This window comes from Stenotrophomonas sp. HMWF023, from assembly GCF_003060985.1.
Classification (GTDB): domain Bacteria; phylum Pseudomonadota; class Gammaproteobacteria; order Xanthomonadales; family Xanthomonadaceae; genus Stenotrophomonas; species Stenotrophomonas lactitubi.
Map to the genome: position 1 here is coordinate 24,172 of NZ_QAIJ01000101.1, position 20,613 is coordinate 44,784.

Sequence of the window (20,613 nt, forward strand, 5' to 3'; positions counted from 1 at the left end):
TCGGCCTGCAGCTCTTCCACCGGCTGCGGGGGCGTGGCCGGCGCCAGCAGGCGCAGGCTGATGCGCACGTCCTGTTCCGGCGGTGGTAGCAGCGGCGGAGTGGATACCCAACGTACGAACAGCAGCAACGGCAGCAGGTGCAGCCCGATGCTGATCGTCACCGCTTGCCAGTGCTGCCGACGCTCACTCATCGCCGACCACCCACAACAGGTCGGCGTCATCGCCCGCCACATCTTCGTCGACTGATGCCAGCGCGATCACCAACGCTGGCGTAGATGCTGGCAGATAACCGGGTACGCCGGTGCCACGCAGCACATGCCAACGGCCGGCGACGAGCAGGGCGGGGGGCGGCGACTGCATCAACGCCTGCGCCATCCGTGTGTCACGTGCGTGCTGAACGGCGAGCATGCCATCGAGCATGGGCGCGGCGTCGGCGTGCTGGGCCAGCACCACCGCTGACAACCGCTGCCGCGCGCCGTCGACCGGGAACACCACCTCGGGCGATGACGCCAGCAGCGTGTCGACTTCAGCGCGCGACAGGTTGCTGCCCTGCAGGCGGATGCCGCTGTCGGTGGCGATCTGTACCAGTCCGCCATAGCGTGTCCATCGCCAGCGGGCATCCCAGTCCAGCAGTTCGGCCAGCCGTTGCGATTCTGCCCGGTTGCCCTTGTCCAGCCAGCGCTGCACACGCTGCAGTCGGGGCTGGCGTTCGCTGGCGATCATCTCCAGCACCAGCGCACCCTGCGGACGCCGCTGCTGCAATGCCTGCAGCAGCCAACGTTCGGCGTCATGGTCGGCATCGATATCGTGACGCTCGCCGAGCAGCACGCGCTCGGCGGCGGCAACCCGCTGCACGAAGGCAGCCTGGTCGAGCTCCTTGCCACTGGCCAGATCGATCACCTTGCCGGGCATCGGCTGCGCGCTGGCTGCCGCCGCCAGCGCGATCAGCCCCAGCGCCAGCCAGCGCCGGCTAGAACGCCACATTGACGCCCACCGAGACGGTACGGCCACGGCCGTTGCCGCGGTCCAGGATCGGGCTGAAGATGCTGTCGATGGAGGCGTTGTTGTCATAGGCCTTGTTCTGCAGGTTTTCGATGTTCAGCCACAGCGTGGTGTTGGCCTGTGGCTTGAAGCTGGCGTAGAAATCCAGCAGCACGCCGGTGCCGCCCGTCTTGCGGGTCTGGAAGAAGTCGTAGCCCTCTTCGGTGGGGCCGGAGTACTCGGCGCGCACACCCGCCTGCAGGCGCTGCTGCCACCAGCGGCCGCCGACATCCAGCGTCCAGTAGCGGTCGGGCAGGGCGGTGATGTCTTCCAGGTTGACGAATTCGATGGCCGGCGCGCTGGTGCGCGAGCGGGTCCAGCTGAGGGTGGCGTGGTAGTGCTCGCTGGCGTAGTGCGCTTCCAGTTCCAGGCCGCGCATGCGCACCACGCCGGGATGGTTCATCCAGCGCGTGGTGGTGCTGAAGTCGCCCACGTCCAGGCTGTCGGTCCACGCGTTGAGCTGCGGGTCGCTGTCGATCGGCACTACGAACGGTTCGACTTCCGGCGGATGCACGATCAGCAGGTACTGCGGCTTGATGTAGTCGCGGATGCGGTTGTCGAAGCGGGTCAGGCGCAGCTGCGCAAGGTCGCCGTCGACCAGCAGCGAGCTGGCGCTGAGGTTGGCGCCGAACTGCAGGTTGCGCGAACGCTCGCGGCGCAGGAAGGGGTTGGCGCCGACGCCGTCGGCATCGCTCATGCCTTCCAGCGGGATCTTCTCGAAGAACATTTCCTGCACGCGCGGCGGCCGCGAGGTGCGCGAGACTTCGGCAAACAGCTGCAGCCAGTAGGTGGCCTGCACCGACAGCGAGAGGCTGGGGCTGAGCGCATGCTGGGTGCGATCGACGTCGATGCCACCGCCCCCGATCTCCAGGCATTGCCCAGGCACATCCGAGCAGGTGGGGACGTGGCCACGGATGCCGTAGCGGTCCTGGCGCAGGCCCGCCGACAGCGCGTAGATGTCGTACTGCAGTTCCAGGGTGGTGAACACGCTGTCGAGTTGGCTGCGCCCTTGTGGGTTGGCGCCGCGCAGGGTGGGGGTATCGGCAACGAAGATGTCCGACTGGTGCTTGATGCCGGTGTTCCAGCGTGCCTGTACGGCGCCGATGTCGAAGCGGCTGGTGTTGTCCACGTTCCAGCTGCTCAGGCTGCTGTGGGTACGCCGGCCGATGTAGCTGGAATCTTCCACCGGCGGATAGAACAGCCGGGTCTTGTTGGCGGCGAAGCTGGCGCGCAGGTCGATCCACGGCGAGTAGGGCGTGTAGTGGTAGCTGGCGCGCTGGTTGCGCGCGGAAATCTGCCAGGGATAGTTGTGGTAGAAGTCGTTTTCATAGCGCATGTGGCTCAGGTCCAGGCGGTGCTGGTCGCTGGGCTGCAGGCGCGCCTTCAGCAGCCAGCTGCTGGGTTGCTGGCTGCCGGGGTCGGCGCTGTTTTTCTGGCCGCGGGACGTTGCGTATTCACTGCTGCGGCTGCTGCTGGCTGCTGCCAACAGGCCGAACTGGCGGTCGCCGCCGTCTTCGCTATGGCGCCAAGCGCCGGCGAAGGTACGTCCGCTGCCATAGCCGTTGTTGCCATGCCGGTAGCCAGCACGCAGCCCCCAATCGCGGCCATCGGAGACCAGGTCTTCGATGTCCAGGGTGCGGAAGTTGGCGCTGCCGGCCAGCGTGCCGGCACCATCGCCACCACTGACCGCGCCGCGCTGTACGTCGACGCCTGCCAACAGGAACGGGTCCACGTAGGCGAACGGGCCGCCCGAGCCATGGCCGGCGTTGTTGCGGAAGGTCTGGGTGACGCCGTCGATCATGGTGTTGACCCGGCCTGCGCCGGCCATGCCGCGGATGTTGACCTGTAGGCCGGGCTGGCTGCGCGAATGGAAGCTGTGCGTGCCGGGCATCGAGCGCAGCAGGCTGTTGCCGTCCTGGCGCTCGGCCATGGCGACCCGTTCGCTGCCGATCTTCGGCGCGAAGCCATCCTGCGTGGCCGGAATGTACTGGCTTGCACCGGTACCCGGAGCAATGGCATGGGCGGTGCGCCCCTGCACGCGCAGCGGGCCGGTCTGGCGGCTGCCATCGTCGGTGCTGGCTGGCGCCGGTTCGAGGGTGGCACGGCGTGCATCGATGAAGCGCGCGCGCAGGCCGCTGCCGGCCAGCAGCCGTGCCAATGCCTGGCTGTCGTCGAAGTCCCCCTGCAGGGCGGGTGCACTCTGGTTGGCCGGCAGGGCACGGCCGATCACCAGATCGACGCCGCTGAGGCGGCTGTAGGCGTCCAGCGCGGTGACCAGCGGCTGCGCGGGAATGTCGTAGCGGCGGGTTGCGCTGGTCTGTGCCTGCGCGGTGGCAGCAAGCACGGGGGCGATACCGGCGCAGGCAAGAGACAGCGCAAGAACAAGGGGGCGGTGGGACAGCATCGTGGGCTCCAGGGAGTGACGCAGTGCGTCGTCACCCTGGGAAGACGCAGCAGCAGCCCGGATGTCAGGGTCGATGCGTTCAGCGCGCATCGGACGAGGCCTTCGACGGCAGCCACACCTGCAGGTTGGGCCCGATACGGACAACGCGCACGTGCAGTTCGGCGGCCAGCTGGTCGCGGCTGCGCGCGGCCGTATCCGCGTCGGCCAGCACCGTGACCGGCTGCCGCCGCAGTGCGTCGCCGGCGATCCAGGTATGGCCGCCGTGCCAGCGATCCAGATCCTGGACGACATCAGCCAGCGGCGCGGAGACCCAGGCCAGCCTTCGTTCGCGCCATGCCAGCTGCGCAGGGGCTGCTGCAAGCGCAGCCGAGGGCGCAGTGCCATCGAAGCGCAGCTGCTGGCCGGTGGCCGCTTCGCTGCTGCCCGAGCCACTGTCCACGCGGACCTGATGTTCGGTGACGGTCACTATGCTGGCATCGCCACTGACCGCGATGTCGAAGGCAGTACCCAGCGCCGTGACCGTACCGTGCGGCGTATGCACCTGGAACGGACGGCCGCGATCAGGTGCGACCTGGAACCAGGCCTGGCCGTGCCGCAGCTGCAGCGCACGCCGGTTTGCATCGATGCGCACGCCCAGTTCGCTGTCCGGCGAGAGCTGCAGGCGAGAACCGTCCTGCAGGCGCACCTCTTTGATTTCGCCTGATGCCGTGCGCAGTGTGTGTTCCGGCGGGAGCGCGTTGTGCCGGGTGTAGAGGCCGAGCGCACACAGCAGCAACATGGCGATGCCGGCTTCGCGCAGTCGCCGGCGCTGGCGACGCTGCTGTTGTCGTTGCAGGCTCGGCAGTGCTGCACCGGCCTGCCACAGCTGCAACAGGTGCTGGTACTGCGCCGCGTGGCGCGGATCGGCCTCATACCACTGGCTGAAGGCGGCTTCGTCGCGCTGTTCGTCGTGCGCATGCAGCCACCAGCGCGCCGCCTCTCGGGCGATCGGATCCTGGCTCATGCGGCGGGCACCTGCTGCAGGGCCACCAGCGCGCGCAGCAGATGGCCATGCGCGGTCTGCCGGCTGATGCCAAGCTGGCGGCCGATGTCGGCCAGGCTGCACTGCTCGACGCGCGCCAGCAGGAACACCTCGCGCGAGCGCGGCGGCAGGGCGGCGATGATCGCGTCGAGGTGACGCAGTTGTTCGGCATCGAGCAGGCATTGCTCGGGCAACGGGGCGGGATCGGCGATGGCCTGCAGCTGCGCGTCGTCCAAGGCCTCTTCGCGACGCCGCTGGATCAGGCGATAGTGGTCGGCGATCAGGTTGTGGGCGACGCGATACAGATAGGCGCGGCCATTGCTGAGCAGGCCGCTGGCGGCGACTTTGACGACACGCAGCCAGGTTTCCTGGACGACATCATCGGCGTCACTGCGTTGTGGGAGTTTGCGACGGACGTGGGCGTGCAGCGGCCGATAGTGGGCGGCGCACAGCTGCGCGACATCCGTCGATTCGACAGGCGTGGGCACGGGGCAGGCGAAGGCTGGGGAAGGGAACAGCCCGCGGCGGCAAGGGCAGCGGCATTACCTTACAGTAAAGAAGAATCATTTGCATCTAGCTGCAGAGGGAGGCAGGGTGTGCCTGTCTTGCTGTCTTGCCGAGCCGACGTGCGTTGGCACGTGCAGAGAGCGCTAAGGCGAGCGCGCGGCGTGGGCCATCTGCAGCAGCAGGCGGTGCGCCGGGAACAGGTGCAGGCTGGAGTAGCGGGCGCGGTAGTAGGCATCCCAGTAGCTGGCGGCGCGTTGCCGGCAGAGGTCGACGAAGGCGCGGTTCTCGCCGATAAGCGCGGCATAGCGCTGCAGGCCGGTGTGCCGCGCCTGGATCGCCACGGTCGATGCGATCTCGTCCACGTACTCACCCAGCAACGCGAGATGGAAGGCATGCACCCAGGGCATCGGCGAGGGACCCAGCGTTTCGATCGCACGTTGCCGTACATGTCCGTCGCAGTGACGCGAGAGCAGGCAGAGGCAGAGGGCACGCGCATCGCCCTGCAGATGGGATGCGAGCCGGAACAGGTCCGTGGCGTCCGCGTAGATACGATAGGGGAACCGCAGCAGCTCTCCTTCGATGATGAGGCGGCGTTCACCATTGCCCGACAGGTTGTCGATCCGGCCCAGCCGTTGCTGAAGGTCGGTGCAGGTTGCCTGCAGTGCGCGGGGAACGTCGATCAACGCGACGGTTCCGCCAGCGTGATGCCGCGATAGTCGCAGTGGATCTGCAGGCTCTCCGTGGCGTTGGGGTGCAGATCGAAGCCGCACTGCTGCAGCGCATCCTTGGCCGCTGCAACGGCGTCGGCATGGCGGCTGACGCGCTGCTGCTGCCAGCGCAGTGGAGTGAACACGCCCAGCGGAAGCAGGCGCAGGCGCTGGCCGTGAAGGACCAGCGAGACATCCACATGACGCCCGTCCAGGTCGTGGCCATTGGCACCGAAGATGGCGTCGATCTCATCATGGCGATGCCGGTAGCAGCAGCGGAACACGGCGATGCCCAGCCGCCGGACCAGGCGCCGGAAGCCGCCCAGCTGTCCCTGGCGGCATTCGAAGCCACGGGTGACCAGCAGGCGCAGGGTGGACGGCAGCAGTGCCTGCGCATCGAGCAGGCGCTGCAGGACCTCGGCCTCGACGATGACCTGTGACGCGGGCCAGCGTGGGGCAATGCGCAGGCCATCGATGGTGCCGCGTGACAGTTTCAACATGCGTGAAGCTTCGCATGGGAGTGGGTAGCCGGGTAGTGCCTGCCGCTGGCCGGCAAACGTGTTCTCGCGCCGGGTGCCGGCCAGCAGCCGGCACTACCAGCACGATGGTCAGAGATCGCGGTACTGGATCTGTGCGGCCAGCACGCGCAGGCCATCGGCAGTGCTGGAGAGGATGCGCTCCTCGCCGATGCCCATCTGCCGTTGCAGGGTGAAGCCTTCGGCAGCGGGCAGGCGTGCGGCGATGGCATCGATGCGTTGCAGCGCGTTGGGACCGTCGCAGTCGACATGGCCCCAATGGATGCCGTTGTGCTGGATGGTCAGGCGGTAGTGCATGGGCGGGTCTCCGGCAGATCGTGCAGCCACTGATGGAACATCGCGGTCGCCGCGGCGGCGAGAGGCCCGCCATAGCGCCGGGCCTGCGCGCGCAGGTCGATGGGATCGATGCCGGCCTCGGCCAGTTCCAGTGCGTGGCCGATCAGCCAGCGCTCGAACTGGCGCGCGTCCAGTTCGGGATGGCACTGCAGGGCGAGGGCGTGATGGCCGATGGCGAAGGCCTGGTGGCGACAGGCGGGCGTACTGGCGAGGCGGCGTGCGCCTTCCGGCAGTTCGAAGGCTTCACCATGCCAGTGCAGCACCGGGATGCCCTGCAATGCCTGCAATGGCGAGCGCTGGCCTTCATCGGTGAGCAACAGCGGTGCGAAACCAATTTCCTTGCCACCGGTGGGGGCGATGTCGGCGTGCAGTGCGCGCGCCATCAACTGGGCGCCGAGACAGATGCCGAGCGTCGGCCGCTGCTGCTGCAACCGACGCTGCAGCAACGCGATACTGGCGGCGAGGAATGGATAGGCCGCGTCATCGTTGACGCTGATCGGGCCACCCAGCAGCACCAGCAGATCAGCATCTTCGGCGGCATCGAGTGCATCCACGCCAGCCTGCAGGACCTGTACCTGCCACCCTTGTGCGAGCAGCAGCGGCTGCAGGGTGCCGAGATCTTCAAAGGCTACGTGCTGCAGGGCAACGGCGCGCTTCATGCCGGTGCTCCCGGGATGGGCCAGTAGAAGCTGTCGGGCGTGGAGCGTGCACCGAAGATCGCCTGGCCGACACGGACGACGGTGGCGCCTTCCTCGATGGCGACTTCAAAATCACCGGACATGCCCATCGACAGCTGCGACAGGTCGAGGCCAGCCGGTGCCGTCTGCTGCAGCTGATCGCGCAGCGTTCGCAGGCGCACGAAGCAGGCGCGCACGCGTTCCACCTCGGGAGTGAAGATGGCCAGGGTCATCAGGCCGCGCACGCGCAGGCGGTCGAAGGCAGGCAGCTGCTGCACGAAGTCGGCCACCGCGGCCGGCTCCAGGCCGTATTTGCTGGGCTCGGCCGAGGTGTTGACCTGTACGAACACATCCAGCGTGCGATCCTCCAGCAGCAGCCGCTGCTGCAGCGCCTCGGCCACGCGCAGGCTGTCCAGCGCCTGGAACTCGCTGGCGAAGCGTGCGACGTAGCGGGCCTTGTTGGTCTGCAGGTGGCCAATGACCGACCAGTGCACGCCAAGGTCGGCCATGGCCTCGGCCTTGCGCTGCGCCTCCTGCACCTTGTTTTCGCCCAGTTCGTGACAACCGGCGGCTACGGCCATGCGGATGCGTGCTTCATCGACGGTCTTGCTGACCGGCAGCAGGCGTACGCTGGCCGGATCACGACCGGCGCGGGCACAGGCGCTGGCGATGCGCTGGCGCACGGTGGCCAGGTTGGCGGCGATCTGTTCGACGGACTGGGCGACGGGCCAGTCGGCGGGGGCGAGGGACATGGGGCACCTCCGGTGCGGGGTGGCCAGGGTGGGATACACTGGCACAGGACAAGAGATAGTTTGGCATAGGACAAAATGAAAATCACCGGGAGCAGCGCCGAAGCGATCTTCGACAGCATCCGCGAGGGCATCGGTAGTGGCCATCTGGCGGCGGGCAGCGTGCTGCCGCCGGTGCGGGATCTGGCCGATCAGCTGGGGGTCAACCGCAATACCGTGGCCGCCGCCTACAAGCGGCTGGACGCGGCAGGCCTGGCCAGTACGGCAGGGCGTCGCGGCACCGTGGTGCGCGGCCTGCCGGCGACGATGGCACGCGAGGGCAGTGCACCGGGGTTGGCCCTGCATGATCTGGCCGGCGGCAATCCGGATCCACGCTGCCTGCCCAGCCTGCGTGTAGCTGCGACGGCCTCGCGCCTGTATGGGGTGGAGACGGTAGATCCACGCATGCAACGCCTGGCACGGGCCTCGCTGGATGCCGATTGCCCGCCGGGCTATGCGCTGGAACTGACCCATGGCGCGGTCGATGGCATCGAGCGTCTGTTGTCGGCGTGGCTGCTGCCGGGGGACCGCATCGCAGTGGAGGATCCCTGTTTCCTGGGCAGCCTCAACGTACTCGGTGCGGCCGGACACGCGCCGTTGCCGGTGGCGGTGGATGCGCACGGCATGCAGGTGGAATCACTGCGGCAGGCGCTGGATGCCGGCGCACGTGCGGTGCTGCTGACCCCGCGCGCGCACAATCCCACCGGTGCCAGCCTGGATGCGAAGCGTGCGCGTTCGCTGCGCCAGTTGCTGGCCGGCTATCCGCAGGTGGCGGTGCTGATCGACGATCACTACGCGCTGCTCTCGCAACAGGCCTATCACTCGGTGCTGCCGATGGACGGTCGGCGTTGGGCGCTGCTGCGTTCGTTGTCCAAGGCATTGGGCCCGGACCTGCGCGTGGCCTGGTTGGCCTGCGATGGTCAGACCGCGGCGCGCCTGCGCCTGCGCTTGGCGGCGGGCACCGGCTGGGTCAGCCATCTGTTGCAGGATGCGGTCAGTGCGGTATTGGAGTCGACGCAGCAACGGGCGAAGGTCGCAGCGGCCGGTGAACGCTACCAGCAGCGGCTGCAGGGACTGCAGGCGCTGTTGCAGGCGCGCGGGCTGCCGACACCCGTGCCGATGGAAGGCTTGAATCTGTGGCTGCCACTGCCGGCCGACAGTACGCCGCAGGTGCTGGCGCTTGCGGCGCGTGGCTGGCATGTGCGCGGGGGTGAAGTCTTTGCCGTGTCTGCACCGGCGCATGGGCTGCGCATCACCTGTGCGGCACTCGGCCCGCCGCAGCAGCGCCGGTTGGCCGATGACCTGGCGGCGGTGTGCGGTTTGTAGAGTCGAGCCATGCTCGACTGCTTCTGCCAAAAGAAGTCGAGCATGGCTCGACTCTACAAAAGCAGGTCAGGGGGCAGCGCTGGCGCCGGGGCGCACGTAGTAGGACTGGCCGCTGTCGTCGAGGAACACCAGTTCCGGCTTGCCCTGCCAGGAACTCAGCATGGCGCCGGTGTTGTTCTGGTGCTTGACCATCAGGCTGGCGCCGCGGTCCGGGTTGGCGACCACTTTGAAGACTTCGGTGGTGCCGGTGGCATCGTCAAGGGTCAGCAGGGCTTCGCCACCCCGGTCGCTGGTGCCGTAGCCGCCGCGCTCGGAACCATCGGGGCCGAGCAGGATCACGCCGGACAGGGCGGTGGCACGCGGCCCCTGCGGGCGGCCCTGGCTGAGGGGATCGGGGACCGGGGCGCCGAGGATCACCCGTGGCTGGCCGCTGGCATCGTGGATGATCAGGCCGCGCGCCTCGATCACGCGCTGCGGTGACTGGCTGCGATGCAGGTTCCAGGCAGTCCAGCCGGAAACGAGCAACGCGAGTATGGCGACCACCAGGGTGGTCAGGGTCAGGGCACGAGCCATTGTGTATTCCTTCCTTGGACATGGCCGACGATAGCGGAATCCGGTCGATCGTGGCCAGTGCGTTGTGTGACGATGTGTATCGTCAATGGAAGTCGCGGCTGTGGCTGCGCAGTCCCTGCAGCAGTTGGTCCAGGCAATGCATGCGCTGCACGATCACATGCTGCACGCCATCCACGCGTTCCAGGCGACCGTCGATCTGCATCAGCTGCGTGTCTACCAGGATGTGATGCTGGCGGTCGGCCAGATGTCGCCAGACCACGGCGTTGACCATACCGGTTTCATCTTCCAGGGTAAGGAAGGTGACGCCGCTGGCGGTCTGCGGGCGCTGGCGCATGCGTACCAGGCCAGCGATGCGTACACGCCGGCCATGGCCGTGGTTGCCCAGCTGCGCGGCATCCAGGCAGCCGCGGGTTCGCAGCTGCGCACGCAGGAACGACATTGGATGGCGGCCGAGGGTGGTGCCGGTGCTGCGGTAATCGGCCTGCATGTCTTCCCAGGCGCTGGGCAGGGGCAGGGCCACGCGCGCTTCGGCGGTGGCGCGTGCCTGGTCGAACAACGGCAGGCGGTTCTCCACGCCGGAAATATCCCAGCGTGCACGGTGGCGATGGCCGCTGAGGCCGCGCAGCGCGCTCGCATCGGCGAGCAGGCCCTGCTGGCGACGATCCAGTGCGGCGCGCTGGCAGAGGTCGCCGACATCGTAGAACGGACGCCGCGCGCGTTCGCGCATGATGGCCTGCGCGGCCGGTTCGCTGCAGCCATCGACCAGGCGCAGGCCGAGGCGGATTGCCGCCGCGCCCTTGCTGAAGTCCAGCGTGCAGTCCCAATCGCTGTGGCGCACGTCCACCGGCAGTACGGTGATGCCATGCCGGCGCGCATCCTGCAGCAGCTGGTCGGGGCTGTAGAAGCCCAGCGGCTGGCTGTTGATCAGGCTGGCGGCAAACGCGGCCGGGTGATGGCACTTCAGCCAGCAGCTGGCATAGGTGAGCAGGGCGAAGCTGGCCGCGTGGCTTTCCGGGAAACCGTAATCGCCGAAGCCCTTGATCTGCTCGAACAGGTGCTCGCCATATTCCAGGCTGAAGCCGTTTTCCAACATGCCAGCCAGCAGCTTTTCGCGATGGGGCTCCAGGCCGCCACGACGCTTCCAGGCGGCCATCGAGCGGCGCAGGGCATCGGCTTCGCCGGCGGTGTAGTTGGCCGCATCCACCGCCAGCTGCATGACCTGTTCCTGGAACAGCGGTACGCCCAGCGTGCGTGCGAACACGCGTTCCAGCTGCGGTGGGTAGAGTGGATTGTCCGGATCGTTCAGTGCCTCAGGGCCTTGTTCGCGCAGGATCCGCCGCCGCTCAAGGTAAGGATGGACCATGTCGCCCTGGATCGGGCCGGGGCGCACGATTGCTACTTCGATCACCAGATCATAGAACTCGCGTGGCTGCATGCGCGGCAGCATCGCCATCTGTGCGCGCGATTCGATCTGGAACACGCCGATGGTGTCGGCGGCGCAGATCATGTCGTAGGTCCTTTTATCCTTGGAGGGAATGGCATCCATCCGCCCTGCATGCAGGCCATGCTGCTGCAGCATCGCCAGGCATTTGCGGATGGCGGTGAGCATGCCCAGTGCCAGGCAGTCGACCTTCATCAGGCCGGTGGCATCCAGGTCGTCCTTGTCCCACTGGATGACGGTTCGGTCGGCCATCGCCGCGTTCTCCACCGGTACCAGCGTCGACAGCGGGTGTTCGGAAATCACGAAGCCGCCCGGATGCTGCGACAGGTGGCGCGGAAAATCGATCAGCTCGGCGGTCAATGCCAGCAACCGCCGCATCAACGGTGTTTCCGGATCGAAACCGCGCTCGCGCAGGGTTTCCGGCAGCGGAATGTTGCCGCCCCAATGATCCATCGCCGCGCCCAATTCGTTGACCTGGTCCATCGGCAGGCCCAGCGCACGGGCGACATCACGGATCGCGCTGCGGCCACGGTAGCTGATCGCCACCGCAGTCAACGCGGCACGCTCGCGGCCATAGCGGTTGAACACGTACTGCAGCACTTCCTCGCGGCGCTCGTGTTCGAAATCGATATCGATGTCCGGTGGTTCATCACGCTCGGCGGAGATGAAGCGCTCGAACAGCAGGTTGCTGCGCGCCGGGTCGATCTCGGTCACGCCCAGTACGAAACACACCGCCGAATTGGCCGCCGAACCGCGCCCCTGGCACAGAATATCCTTGCTGCGCGCGAAGCCTACGATGTCCTGCACGGTGAGGAAGTAGGACGCGTACTGTTTCTTCGCGATCAGGTCCAGCTCGTGTTCGATCTGCTCACGTTGCGCGGGCTCGATGCCCTTTGGCCAACGCCAGGGAATATTTTTCTCGACCAAGGCGCGCAGCCAGCTGTCCGGGTCGTGGCCCTCGGGTACCAGTTCGCGCGGGTAGGTGTATTTCAGCTGGTCCAGGGTGAAGTGGCAGCGTTCGGCGATGCGTAGGGTTTCAGCCAGCAGTTCGGGCGGATACAGCTGGGCCAGTGCGGTGCGTGGGCGCAGATGGCGCTCGCCGTTGGCAAACAGACGCCAGCCGGCCTCGGCCACGCTGCAGCGGTGGCGGATCGCGGTCAGCGTGTCCTGCAGGGCACGGCGCCGGCGCACGTGCATGTGCACGTCGCCACTGGCGACCAGTGGCAACTGGTGGCGTTCGCCGAAAGCCTGCAACTGCTGCAGCCGGCGCGTGTCGTCGTGTTCGTGATGCAGCTCCACCGCCAGCCACAGGCGCTGCGGAAAACAACGGCGCAGCAGTTCCAGTTCGGTGGCCGCCGGTTGCCGGTCCAACCACAGGCACAGCAGGCCCTCGGGAAGTCCATGCAGATCCTCGCGCAGGCAGCGGTATTCGCCCTTGGCCGCCCGCCGACGGCAGGTGGTGATCAGCTGGCACAGCCCGGCATAGGCCGCCTGGTCGGTGCACAGCAGGGCCAGTTTCGGCCCGTCTTCAACCTGGAATTCGGCGCCGACGATCAGTGCCACGCCGTGTGTCTTCGCCGCCTGCCAGGCACGCACGATGCCGGCCAACGAGCATTCGTCGGTGATCGCCAGTGCGCGATAGCCTTGGCCGGCGGCGCGTGCGAACAGCTCCTCGGCGATGGAGGCACCACGCTGGAAACTGAAGACCGACAGGCAATGCAGCTCGGCGTACCCGGGCAGGTCGGTGTGCATGGGGCTCAACCGAACCAGCCGTGCAGCATCCACGGTGCATGCGGATCATTGCGCGTGCGGAAGGCCCAACCGCGTTGGCCCTGCGCGGTTTCCACCACGTAATAGTCGCGGCGTGCGTCGGCTTGGTCCCACCAGCCCGATTCGATCCGCTCCGGCCCAGCGACGATACGCAGGCGCGGATCGCGCAGCGGCTGCGGCGTATCCAGCAGCCAGCCGGGGCGCAGCGGCCAGTAAGCCGGTGGCTTGGCCAGTGGCTGGGTGCCGCTGGCACGTTCGGGGCGGTGGTCGGCCTGCACGGCCAGTGGCTGCACGGCGTCATCGCCGAGGCGGGCACGCAGGCGCTCGCGCAGCTGGGTCCATGGCATCGCCTGCGCTGGACGCGTATCGAACAGATCACGCGCGGCCGGCACGAACGGCGGCAGCTGCTCGGCCTGCAGGCGCAACGCACGGCTGCCGGCGGGCAGGGCGAAGGCTTCCATGCGGTTGCGCGCGATCTCAAACAGCAGCGCCGCATCGCGTTCGGGGGCCAGCAGGCCGATGGTCAGCACGCTGGCCGGCAGCAGGTCATGCTCGAAATGCAGGTCGAAACGCTGCACGCCGCCATCGCGCGAACACAGGAACGCGGCCAGGTCCAGCAGCAGGCGCCGCAGCGGGAACAGCAGGGCCTGGCTGGATTCGATCTCGTATTCGAATTCGATGCGCGCATCGAACCGGTCCGGCGGCTGGTAATAGCGCAACGGTACGTTGCCCAGGCCGCGCACGGCATCCAGCTGCTGCAGCACCTCGGGGGCGAAGCGGCGAGCCAGGCTTTCGCGTGGCAGGTCGAAGGCCGCGCCCAGCGTGCGCAGGCCGGAGCGTGCCAGCACGGTCACCGCATCAACGGGCAGGCCACTGCGCGCCAGTGGCAGCTGCGCCAGTGCGGCGGGCAGTTGCTGCGCGTCGATGCCAAGGCCATCGTGCACATTGGCCAGCACGCGCGCGGCATGCGGGTTGGGGGCGGCGACCAGGCGATGGCGGAAGCCCAGTTCGTGCAGGCCGTTGCGCAGGCGTTGTTCGATCGTCAGCCAATCGCCGAACAGGGCACGGCTGGCACCGATCTCCAGCACCAGCGCATGCGGAAAATCGAGGCTGACCAGCGAACTGGTGGCATACAGCCAGCTGGCCAGCAACTGCCGGGTGTGCTGTTCGGCGCTGGGATCGTAGTCGTGCAGCTGCAGGCCCTGCACCAGCACCTGCGCGGCCGACAGCAGCATGCCCGGGCGCAGCCCCGCTGCCCGCGCGGCAGGGCTGACCGCACGCAGCACACGACGCTGCGCCGGCCCCTGCAGCAGCACCAGCGGCCGCTGCGGATCCGGCTGCAGGCGCAGCACGCTGTCCAGCGCCAGCTGCGGCAACAACAGGCAGGCCCAGTGCATGGCGCGGCCTCAGTGGGCGATGGCCAGCGGCAACGGCTGCGCCGGTGGCAGCCCGCCGCGGCACTTCAACACCCGCACCTGGCCGTGGTCGAGCTGCAGGCGCAGGCTGGCCGGGGAGGGGTTGCGGGCGGCGCGGGCCTCGCGGAACACGAAACCCAGGCACTGGCCGCTGTCGGCGGCAACCTGCAGGCGGCGCAGGGCGCGATCGTCGGCCTGCTGCGGCCAGCACAGCACGGCGGCGCAGGCAGCAGAGCGCAGGCACTGCTCGGTCGCCCACAGGGCCTGCTTGGGTGCGGCGTGGATGATCTGCAGCTGGGCCAGGTCGAGCCCGGCGGCGGCCCATGCGGGGGCATGCGGGCGGTAGGGCGGGGCGACCAGCACGATCGGCCGTTCGCGCTGGCTCAGTTTCGCCAGCGCCGGCCAGACCAGGGCCAGTTCGCCGACCCCGGGTGCGGCCTGCAGCACTTCGCACAGCCCGCTGGCCGGCCAGCCACCGCCGGGCAGGCGCGCGTCCAGCGCCGGGTGGCCACTGGCCAGATGGTCGCTGGCCTGGCCCTGGCGTGCCGGCCCGCGCCAGACCTGGCGGCCGTCCAGCAGGCGGTCGAGGGCGACGACGGCGCCCATCAGCCGGTCCTCCGAGGGAGGTGCCGGGCTGGCGGGAAGCGGCAGGAATTGGCGGAAACGGCAGGCATGGAGCGAGTATCGACAGGCCGGTATCAGGGGCTGAGACCGGACATGCTACTCGGCTTGTGAGTAATATTACTAATGAAATCGGAGGGTGGGGTTTCAGCTTGCTGAAGGAGGTAAGGCATCCACGCATGGCGTGGATCTACTGGGGAATGGGTGGCCTGGATGCAGAAAAGCCGGCCTCCGCAGTAGATCCACGCCATGCGTGGATGGGGAAGACGGTGCCGACCAAGGTCGGCACCCACCGTGGTTTGCCGGAGTGGCCTTCACCCTGGCCCGGTGCTATCGGGTCACGGGCGGACCGGCAGGGCCACCGGGCGCAGCGGGGCGGCGTCGCCACCGCGGATCTTCAGCGGGCCACCGATGAAGGCGAACTCGTAGACCTTGTCACGGGCCAGTTCATCCAGCGCCACCAGTTCGATGATCGGCGCGCCCTGCTGCGCCAGCAGGTAGGTGTGCAGCGGCACGTAGTCGTCGGACACTTCGGAGGGGAAGGTCTCGAAGCTGAGGTTGTCGGCGCCGACGATCATCGCGCCGCTGTCCTCGACCAGGAAACGCGCCGCATCCAGGCCCATACCCGGCGGGTTGGCCATGTAGGCCCTGGGCTGTTCGAACAGGCGCATGCGACCGGTGCGGATCAGCACGATGTCGCCCTGCTGCAACTGCACGTGCTGGCGCGCCAGCGCATCCTTCAGGTCCTGGCGGGTGACGCGGTAGCTGTCTGGCAGCATGTCCATGCCCTTGGCACCGGCTACGTCGATCAGCACGCCACGGGCGATCAGCGGCGGGAATTTCTCGATACCGGTGACGTTCCAGCCGCGGTCACCGAGGTGCTTGTCGGCCTCGAAGCCATTCCAGATCTTTCCATGGATGCCGAAGTGGTTCAGCGCATCGATGTGGGTACCGGTGTGGCTGTACATCGAGAACGCGGTGCCGGTGTAGCTGCGGGTGAGGTTCATCGCCTCGCCCACGCTCATCGGGTCATCCATCACCGTGCCGCGCGGGGTGTGGGTCATCCAGAACTGGTAGTGCGGGTCGCCGGCATCCTGCCAGCTGGGCATGCCGACGTAATACTCGGTGGCCAGATCGTAGGCTTTGCCGCCGCTGACCCGCGACAGGATCGCCGCGCGCGAGGCCTCGGTGATCAGGTTGAGGCGGCCGATCTCGTCCTTCGGCCCCCAGGGGCTGGTGCCGACCTGCTGGCCGGAAGGAACGCGTTCGTGTGCGGATACGGGAATGCTGACGGCGGCGCCGGCCAGCAGCAGGGCCAGGGCGGTGCCCAGGGTACGTGGGGTCATGGGAAATCTCCTTGCAGGGTGGGGGAACGGTGCGGCTCAGGCCGCGACCAGCGGCGCCAGGGCCTGGCGCAGTTGCGGCAGCGGCAGGGTCTGCAGGCGCAGACCGTTGCCGGTGATGACGGTGGGAATGGAGCGGATGCCGAGCGCGGCAGCTTCAGCGCGGTCGGCCTGCACGCGCTGGCGCACCTCGTCGCTGCGCATCCGGTCGGCGAAGACACCACGCCGATGACCCAGGTGTTCGGCGATATCGAGCAGCACTTCGGCATCGCCGATGTTGCGATGCTGGTGCAGGTGTGCCCACTGCACGGCATCGAACATCGCGCCGTGCGCGTCGTTGCCGCCGAGCATGCCGGCGGCCTGGCAGGCCAGCGCGCCGAGCCAGCCGGAGGGATACTCGAAGTCCTGTGCACGCATGCCGTCGATATCGATGCGTGCGGTGTCTTCATGCGCGGCGCAGTCGGCCCAGTGGCGCAGGATGATGGCCTTGGCGCGCGGCATCGAGCCGAACACCTCGATCATCTGTTCGCGCGAGTCCTGCAGCACGAAGCTGCGGTGGCGGACCTGGATGCCGAGTTCGGCCGAGACCTGCTGCAGGCGCGGGGCGAGCACGAAGCACCAGCCGCAGACCACGTCATGGAAGAAATCGACCACCGGTGCAGTGGTGGTCAGTGAAGGAGAGGCGATCATCGGCCTGCCGTCCGTGAGAGGGGAGGCGGCAGAGTAGGCAGCGCCGCCGGGCCGAAACAGCACGCGGCGGGCAGCTCAGTTTTCGCTGGCGGTTACGAATCCAGCCCGGCGCAGGCGGGCAGCTCGGCGTGCAGGAAATCGATGAAGGCGCGTACCTTCGGTTGCAGGTGGCGCGCGGTGGGGTAGACCGCGTAGACGAACCGCGGCGGATAGCGATGGTCGGGCAGCACCTGCTGCAGCTCGCCGCTGGCCAGCGCCGGTGCGGCCAGGAACGAGGGCAGCGCACCGATACCGACGCCGGCGACCAGCAGGTCACGCAGCAGCAGGCTGTTGTTGGCGGTGACCCGTGTCGGCAGGGTCACCGTGACCTGGCCATCGGGACCGAGCAGCGGCCAGCTGCCGGGTGAATCGGACAGGCTGTAGCCGAGCACGCTGTGCGCCTGCAGTTCCACCACCATCTGCGGTGCCGGATGGTGCTGCAGGTAGGACGGCGCCGCGCACAGCACCTGCTGCAGCGACGCCAGGCGGCGTGCGACCAGCCGCGAATCTTCCAGCTCGGCGCGGATGCGCAGGGATACATCGAAGCCTTCGCCGACCGCATCGAGCAGCCGGTCTTCCATCACCAGGTCGAGCGCAAGCTGCGGATGCTGCTGCAGGAAACGTGGCAGCAGCGGCGACAGCGTGCTCAGCGCGAACGACTGTGGTGCATTGACGCGCAGGCGTCCGCTCACTTCACCGCGCTGCTGGGCGATGCCGCGTTCCAGGGCGTCCAGCTCATCGAGCAGGCGGCAGCATTCGCGATAATAGGCATGGCCGGTTTCGGTCAGGCTCATGCGGCGGGTGGTCCGCTGCAGCAGCACTACGCCCAGGTGCGTTTCCAGCGTACGCAGCTGCTTGCTCAGCCCTGCTGGCGACAGGCCCAGGTCTTCGGCGGCGCGGGCCAGGCTGCCGCGTTCGACGATGCGGCGGAAGGCACGCATCAAGGTGAAGGAGTCCATGCCGGTCCCGGCCGCGATGAGGCCGCCATTGTAGAACCACGCCATGCGTGGATGGACGAGGCGAGGTGTTGCGCCGTTTGTTCAAGCCGACCGTCTGTACGCCCCGCCAACATGCAGGCCCCTCACTTCCCGGGTTGCCCATGAAGCACTGGATGCTCCGCCTGTATGCCCCGTTGTTCCTGCTGGGTTTTGTTGCTGCCGCCATCGGCTGGGTCGGTCACCATCACGGTGACCCGGTGTGGCTGCTTGCCCTGCTGGCTGTCGCCATCGCGGTCTCGTTTGCTGCCGAGCGGATGTGGCCCTACGACCCGGCGTTCAACCACGACCAGGGCGACCGTGTGCGTGACACGCTGCATGCGCTGGTCAATGAAAGCCTGAACCTGCTGTCGATCGCCACGGTGCCGCTGCTGGCGGCGATCGTGCCCTGGCACATCTGGCCGATGCAGTGGCCATTCGCGCTGCAGGTGCTGGTGGCGATCATCGCGGCTGACCTTGGCATCACCCTGGTCCACTACGCCAGCCATCGCATCGGCTGGTTGTGGCGGCTGCATGCGGTGCATCACAGCGTGACCCGCATGTACGGTTTCAATGGATTGATGAAACACCCGCTGCACCAGGCCGCCGAAGCAGTGGGCGGTGTATTGCCGCTGTTGCTGCTGGGAATGCCGATGCCGGTGGCCGCGGTGCTGGCGTTTGCCATTGCGATCCAGTTGCTGCTGCAGCATTCCAACGTGGACATGCGCCCCGGTGTGCTGGGCAGGGTGATGGCATGGGCGCCGCTGCATCGCTTCCACCACATCCGCTATGGCACTGCGGGCGACGTCAATTTCGGCTTGTTCCTGACCGTGTGGGACCACCTGCTGGGGACGGCGTTCGATGCGCCGGGCTATCGGCTGGGGCAGCGTGATCTGGGCATTGGCAGCCAGCCGGGCTATCCACAGGCGTATTCCGCACAACTGCTGGCGCCGTTCCGCGAGCTGCCGCATGGCGATGTGCCGGAGCTGCCGGAGGGTCTGCGCAGGCGCGGTTGATCGGGGCGTCAGGCCGCGTGCAGCTGCAGGCCCTGCAGTTGTGCGGCGCTGATGCCGAACATGCGGCGCAGACTGCGCGAGAGGTGGGGAAGGTCGGAGAAACCGGCAGCATGTGCGCTGTCGGTCAGGCTGTGCCCGCGCAGATGATGCGCCAGCGCGCTGCGCAGCCGTTGCCACAGCACCCAGCCGCGCAGGGTCACGGACAGGTCGGACTGGAAGCGCCGATGCAGCTGGCTGGTCGACAGATGCGCGGCCTCGGCGATATCGGCGGCCGGCACCGGGCCGGGCAGGTGCTGGGTGATGCGGGCCAGCGCCGCCTGCACGCGACGGTCCAGGGGCTGCGGGCAGCTCAGCCGTGGCAGCCACTCGTGCAGCTGCGCGGCATTGCCTGGCAACGACTGCAGATGCTGCTGGATCTGTTCGAGGTCGGCATGCGCCGGTTCGAGGAACACCGTGCAGCCGTCAGCGGGAGCCGACAGGATCGCGTGTGGCTGGAAGGAGGACAGCCATAGCCGCCGGCCCTGCTGCCGCACCCCATCGATCTCGATCTGCCAGGGCGCGCCTTCGCTCAGCAGCAGTTGGTGGGCGTAGTGCGCATGCGCAGCGCTGTCACCGGCGTGGCCCTGCAGCACGGCAACGTGTGCATCCAGCAGCAGAGTGCCATTCCAGGGCAGAGCGGGGGAGGACATGGTGGGATTGTAGATCCACGCCATGCGTGGATGGCGCAGGTAGAGCAGTAGATCCACGCCATGCGTGGATAGCGGTCATGGTGCCGCATGTCTCCGGGTGCAAGGCATCCACGCATGGCGTGGATCTACTGAGGTGGGGCGCGCCGCCTCAGCGCCCCTGCGGGTCCGGCCGATGGTGCACGTACTCGACCACGGTGCCGTCGGGATGCACCGCATTGAACGCCGCACCGGTGGGCACTACCTGCAGCGGGAAGATGATCTCGGCGCCAGCGGCCACCAGCTTGTCGTGATACGGGCGAACGTCGTCGACCAGCAACGTGCCCGTGGTCGAAGTGAAGGGCGCCAGCGCCTCGTCGCAGCCTTCGATCAGCAGGAACGCACCGACCATCGCCAAGCGCAGGCCCGCCTCGGGAAACGGAAAGCCGGCATCGGCGACCACACCCTGCAGCTGCTCGTAGAAGGCCACGCTGCGTTCCAGCTCGCCGGGAGCGACGAATACCCGGATCAGCACGCGCGGGCTGCGCTGGCTGGAGGTGTCACAGCGGTCGCGCCAGAGATGGTCGAAGTCGCGATGTACGGTCATGGGCTCGATTCGTCGCCGGGGAGATCCATTATCAGCAGCGTCGTGCAGCCCGTTGATGACCGCCGGTGATGGACTGATAACCATAGCGCAGGTGGCGCCTGTGACTTAGGTCCTGT

20 protein-coding genes and 1 pseudogene are annotated in these 20,613 nt (G+C 67.8%); 2 read left to right on the forward strand and 19 right to left on the reverse strand.

Going from position 1 to position 20,613, the window contains the following annotated elements:
* The 10 genes and pseudogenes from DBR20_RS22705 to DBR20_RS05310 form a co-directional block, all read right to left on the reverse strand.
* A pseudogene (locus tag DBR20_RS22705) lies at positions 1-191 on the reverse strand (energy transducer TonB); the annotation flags it as partial.
* A complete protein-coding gene (locus DBR20_RS05270; RefSeq protein ID WP_108265446.1) occupies positions 184-984 on the reverse strand; it encodes a ChaN family lipoprotein in 801 nt (266 codons plus the stop codon). The gene DBR20_RS05270 and the pseudogene DBR20_RS22705, both read right to left, overlap by 8 nt.
* Complete coding sequence (locus DBR20_RS05275) at positions 971-3,445, reverse strand: TonB-dependent receptor (RefSeq protein ID WP_108265447.1); 2,475 nt, start codon at positions 3,443-3,445, stop codon at positions 971-973. The genes DBR20_RS05270 and DBR20_RS05275 overlap by 14 nt, the downstream gene beginning before the upstream one ends.
* Before the next feature lie 79 nt (positions 3,446-3,524).
* On the reverse strand, positions 3,525-4,448 hold the full coding sequence (locus DBR20_RS05280; protein ID WP_108265448.1) for a FecR domain-containing protein: 924 nt from the start codon (positions 4,446-4,448) through the stop codon (positions 3,525-3,527).
* The gene (locus tag DBR20_RS05285; protein WP_100460327.1) at positions 4,445-4,954 is read right to left on the reverse strand and encodes an RNA polymerase sigma factor; all 510 of its coding nucleotides are present in this window, start codon (positions 4,952-4,954) and stop codon (positions 4,445-4,447) included. Before DBR20_RS05285 ends, DBR20_RS05280 begins: the two co-directional genes overlap by 4 nt.
* A 162-nt stretch (positions 4,955-5,116) precedes the next feature.
* On the reverse strand, positions 5,117-5,656 hold the full coding sequence (locus DBR20_RS05290) for a hypothetical protein (protein ID WP_108265449.1): 540 nt from the start codon (positions 5,654-5,656) through the stop codon (positions 5,117-5,119).
* Positions 5,653-6,180 (reverse strand): hypothetical protein, encoded by a 528-nt coding sequence (locus tag DBR20_RS05295; RefSeq protein WP_108265450.1) that lies wholly within the window; start codon positions 6,178-6,180, stop codon positions 5,653-5,655. The genes DBR20_RS05290 and DBR20_RS05295 overlap by 4 nt, the downstream gene beginning before the upstream one ends.
* 108 nt (positions 6,181-6,288) lie before the next feature.
* Positions 6,289-6,513 carry a hypothetical protein gene (locus DBR20_RS05300; protein ID WP_108265451.1) on the reverse strand — a complete coding sequence of 75 codons (225 nt, stop codon included), beginning with the start codon at positions 6,511-6,513 and terminating at the stop codon, positions 6,289-6,291.
* Positions 6,498-7,211: a glutamine amidotransferase gene (locus DBR20_RS05305; protein WP_108265452.1), complete on the reverse strand. Its 714-nt coding sequence runs from the start codon at positions 7,209-7,211 to the stop codon at positions 6,498-6,500. Before DBR20_RS05305 ends, DBR20_RS05300 begins: the two co-directional genes overlap by 16 nt.
* Positions 7,208-7,981 (reverse strand): YggS family pyridoxal phosphate-dependent enzyme, encoded by a 774-nt coding sequence (locus DBR20_RS05310; protein WP_108265453.1) that lies wholly within the window; start codon positions 7,979-7,981, stop codon positions 7,208-7,210. Before DBR20_RS05310 ends, DBR20_RS05305 begins: the two co-directional genes overlap by 4 nt.
* 75 nt (positions 7,982-8,056) lie before the next feature.
* On the opposite strand from DBR20_RS05310, the gene ptsJ reads away from it, so the two are divergent.
* Positions 8,057-9,343 carry a transcriptional regulator PtsJ gene (ptsJ, locus tag DBR20_RS05315; RefSeq protein ID WP_108265454.1) on the forward strand — a complete coding sequence of 429 codons (1,287 nt, stop codon included), beginning with the start codon at positions 8,057-8,059 and terminating at the stop codon, positions 9,341-9,343.
* A gap of 66 nt (positions 9,344-9,409) precedes the next feature.
* Here the strand turns inward: ptsJ and DBR20_RS05320 are convergent, their stop codons facing one another.
* The 7 genes from DBR20_RS05320 to DBR20_RS05350 form a co-directional block, all read right to left on the reverse strand.
* Complete coding sequence (locus tag DBR20_RS05320; protein WP_108265455.1) at positions 9,410-9,916, reverse strand: hypothetical protein; 507 nt, start codon at positions 9,914-9,916, stop codon at positions 9,410-9,412.
* Positions 9,917-9,998: 82 nt separating this feature from the next.
* Positions 9,999-13,109 carry an error-prone DNA polymerase gene (locus tag DBR20_RS05325; protein WP_108265456.1) on the reverse strand — a complete coding sequence of 1,037 codons (3,111 nt, stop codon included), beginning with the start codon at positions 13,107-13,109 and terminating at the stop codon, positions 9,999-10,001.
* 5 nt (positions 13,110-13,114) lie between these two features.
* Complete coding sequence (locus tag DBR20_RS05330) at positions 13,115-14,524, reverse strand: DNA polymerase Y family protein (protein ID WP_108265457.1); 1,410 nt, start codon at positions 14,522-14,524, stop codon at positions 13,115-13,117.
* A gap of 9 nt (positions 14,525-14,533) precedes the next feature.
* Entirely contained in the window at positions 14,534-15,148 is a 615-nt protein-coding gene (gene imuA / locus DBR20_RS05335) for a translesion DNA synthesis-associated protein ImuA (protein WP_089235964.1), read from the reverse strand.
* A gap of 353 nt (positions 15,149-15,501) precedes the next feature.
* Positions 15,502-16,509, reverse strand: coding sequence for a cyclase family protein (locus DBR20_RS05340; RefSeq protein ID WP_108265458.1), 1,008 nt, complete (start codon positions 16,507-16,509; stop codon positions 15,502-15,504).
* A 36-nt stretch (positions 16,510-16,545) separates the two neighbouring features.
* Positions 16,546-17,196 (reverse strand): DsbA family protein, encoded by a 651-nt coding sequence (locus DBR20_RS05345; protein ID WP_108265459.1) that lies wholly within the window; start codon positions 17,194-17,196, stop codon positions 16,546-16,548.
* Between the two features lie 92 nt (positions 17,197-17,288).
* Positions 17,289-18,239: a LysR family transcriptional regulator gene (locus tag DBR20_RS05350; RefSeq protein ID WP_181393022.1), complete on the reverse strand. Its 951-nt coding sequence runs from the start codon at positions 18,237-18,239 to the stop codon at positions 17,289-17,291.
* A 107-nt stretch (positions 18,240-18,346) separates the two neighbouring features.
* Here DBR20_RS05350 and DBR20_RS05355 point away from each other — a divergent pair, with 107 nt between their 5' ends.
* Positions 18,347-19,225, forward strand: coding sequence for a sterol desaturase family protein (locus DBR20_RS05355; protein ID WP_229979476.1), 879 nt, complete (start codon positions 18,347-18,349; stop codon positions 19,223-19,225).
* A gap of 8 nt (positions 19,226-19,233) precedes the next feature.
* On the opposite strand, the gene DBR20_RS05360 is transcribed toward DBR20_RS05355, so the two are convergent.
* Positions 19,234-19,938: an AraC family transcriptional regulator gene (locus tag DBR20_RS05360; protein ID WP_108265473.1), complete on the reverse strand. Its 705-nt coding sequence runs from the start codon at positions 19,936-19,938 to the stop codon at positions 19,234-19,236.
* A 124-nt stretch (positions 19,939-20,062) separates the two neighbouring features.
* Positions 20,063-20,497: a glyoxalase gene (locus tag DBR20_RS05365; protein WP_100552795.1), complete on the reverse strand. Its 435-nt coding sequence runs from the start codon at positions 20,495-20,497 to the stop codon at positions 20,063-20,065.
* Positions 20,498-20,613: the final 116 nt, after the last annotated feature.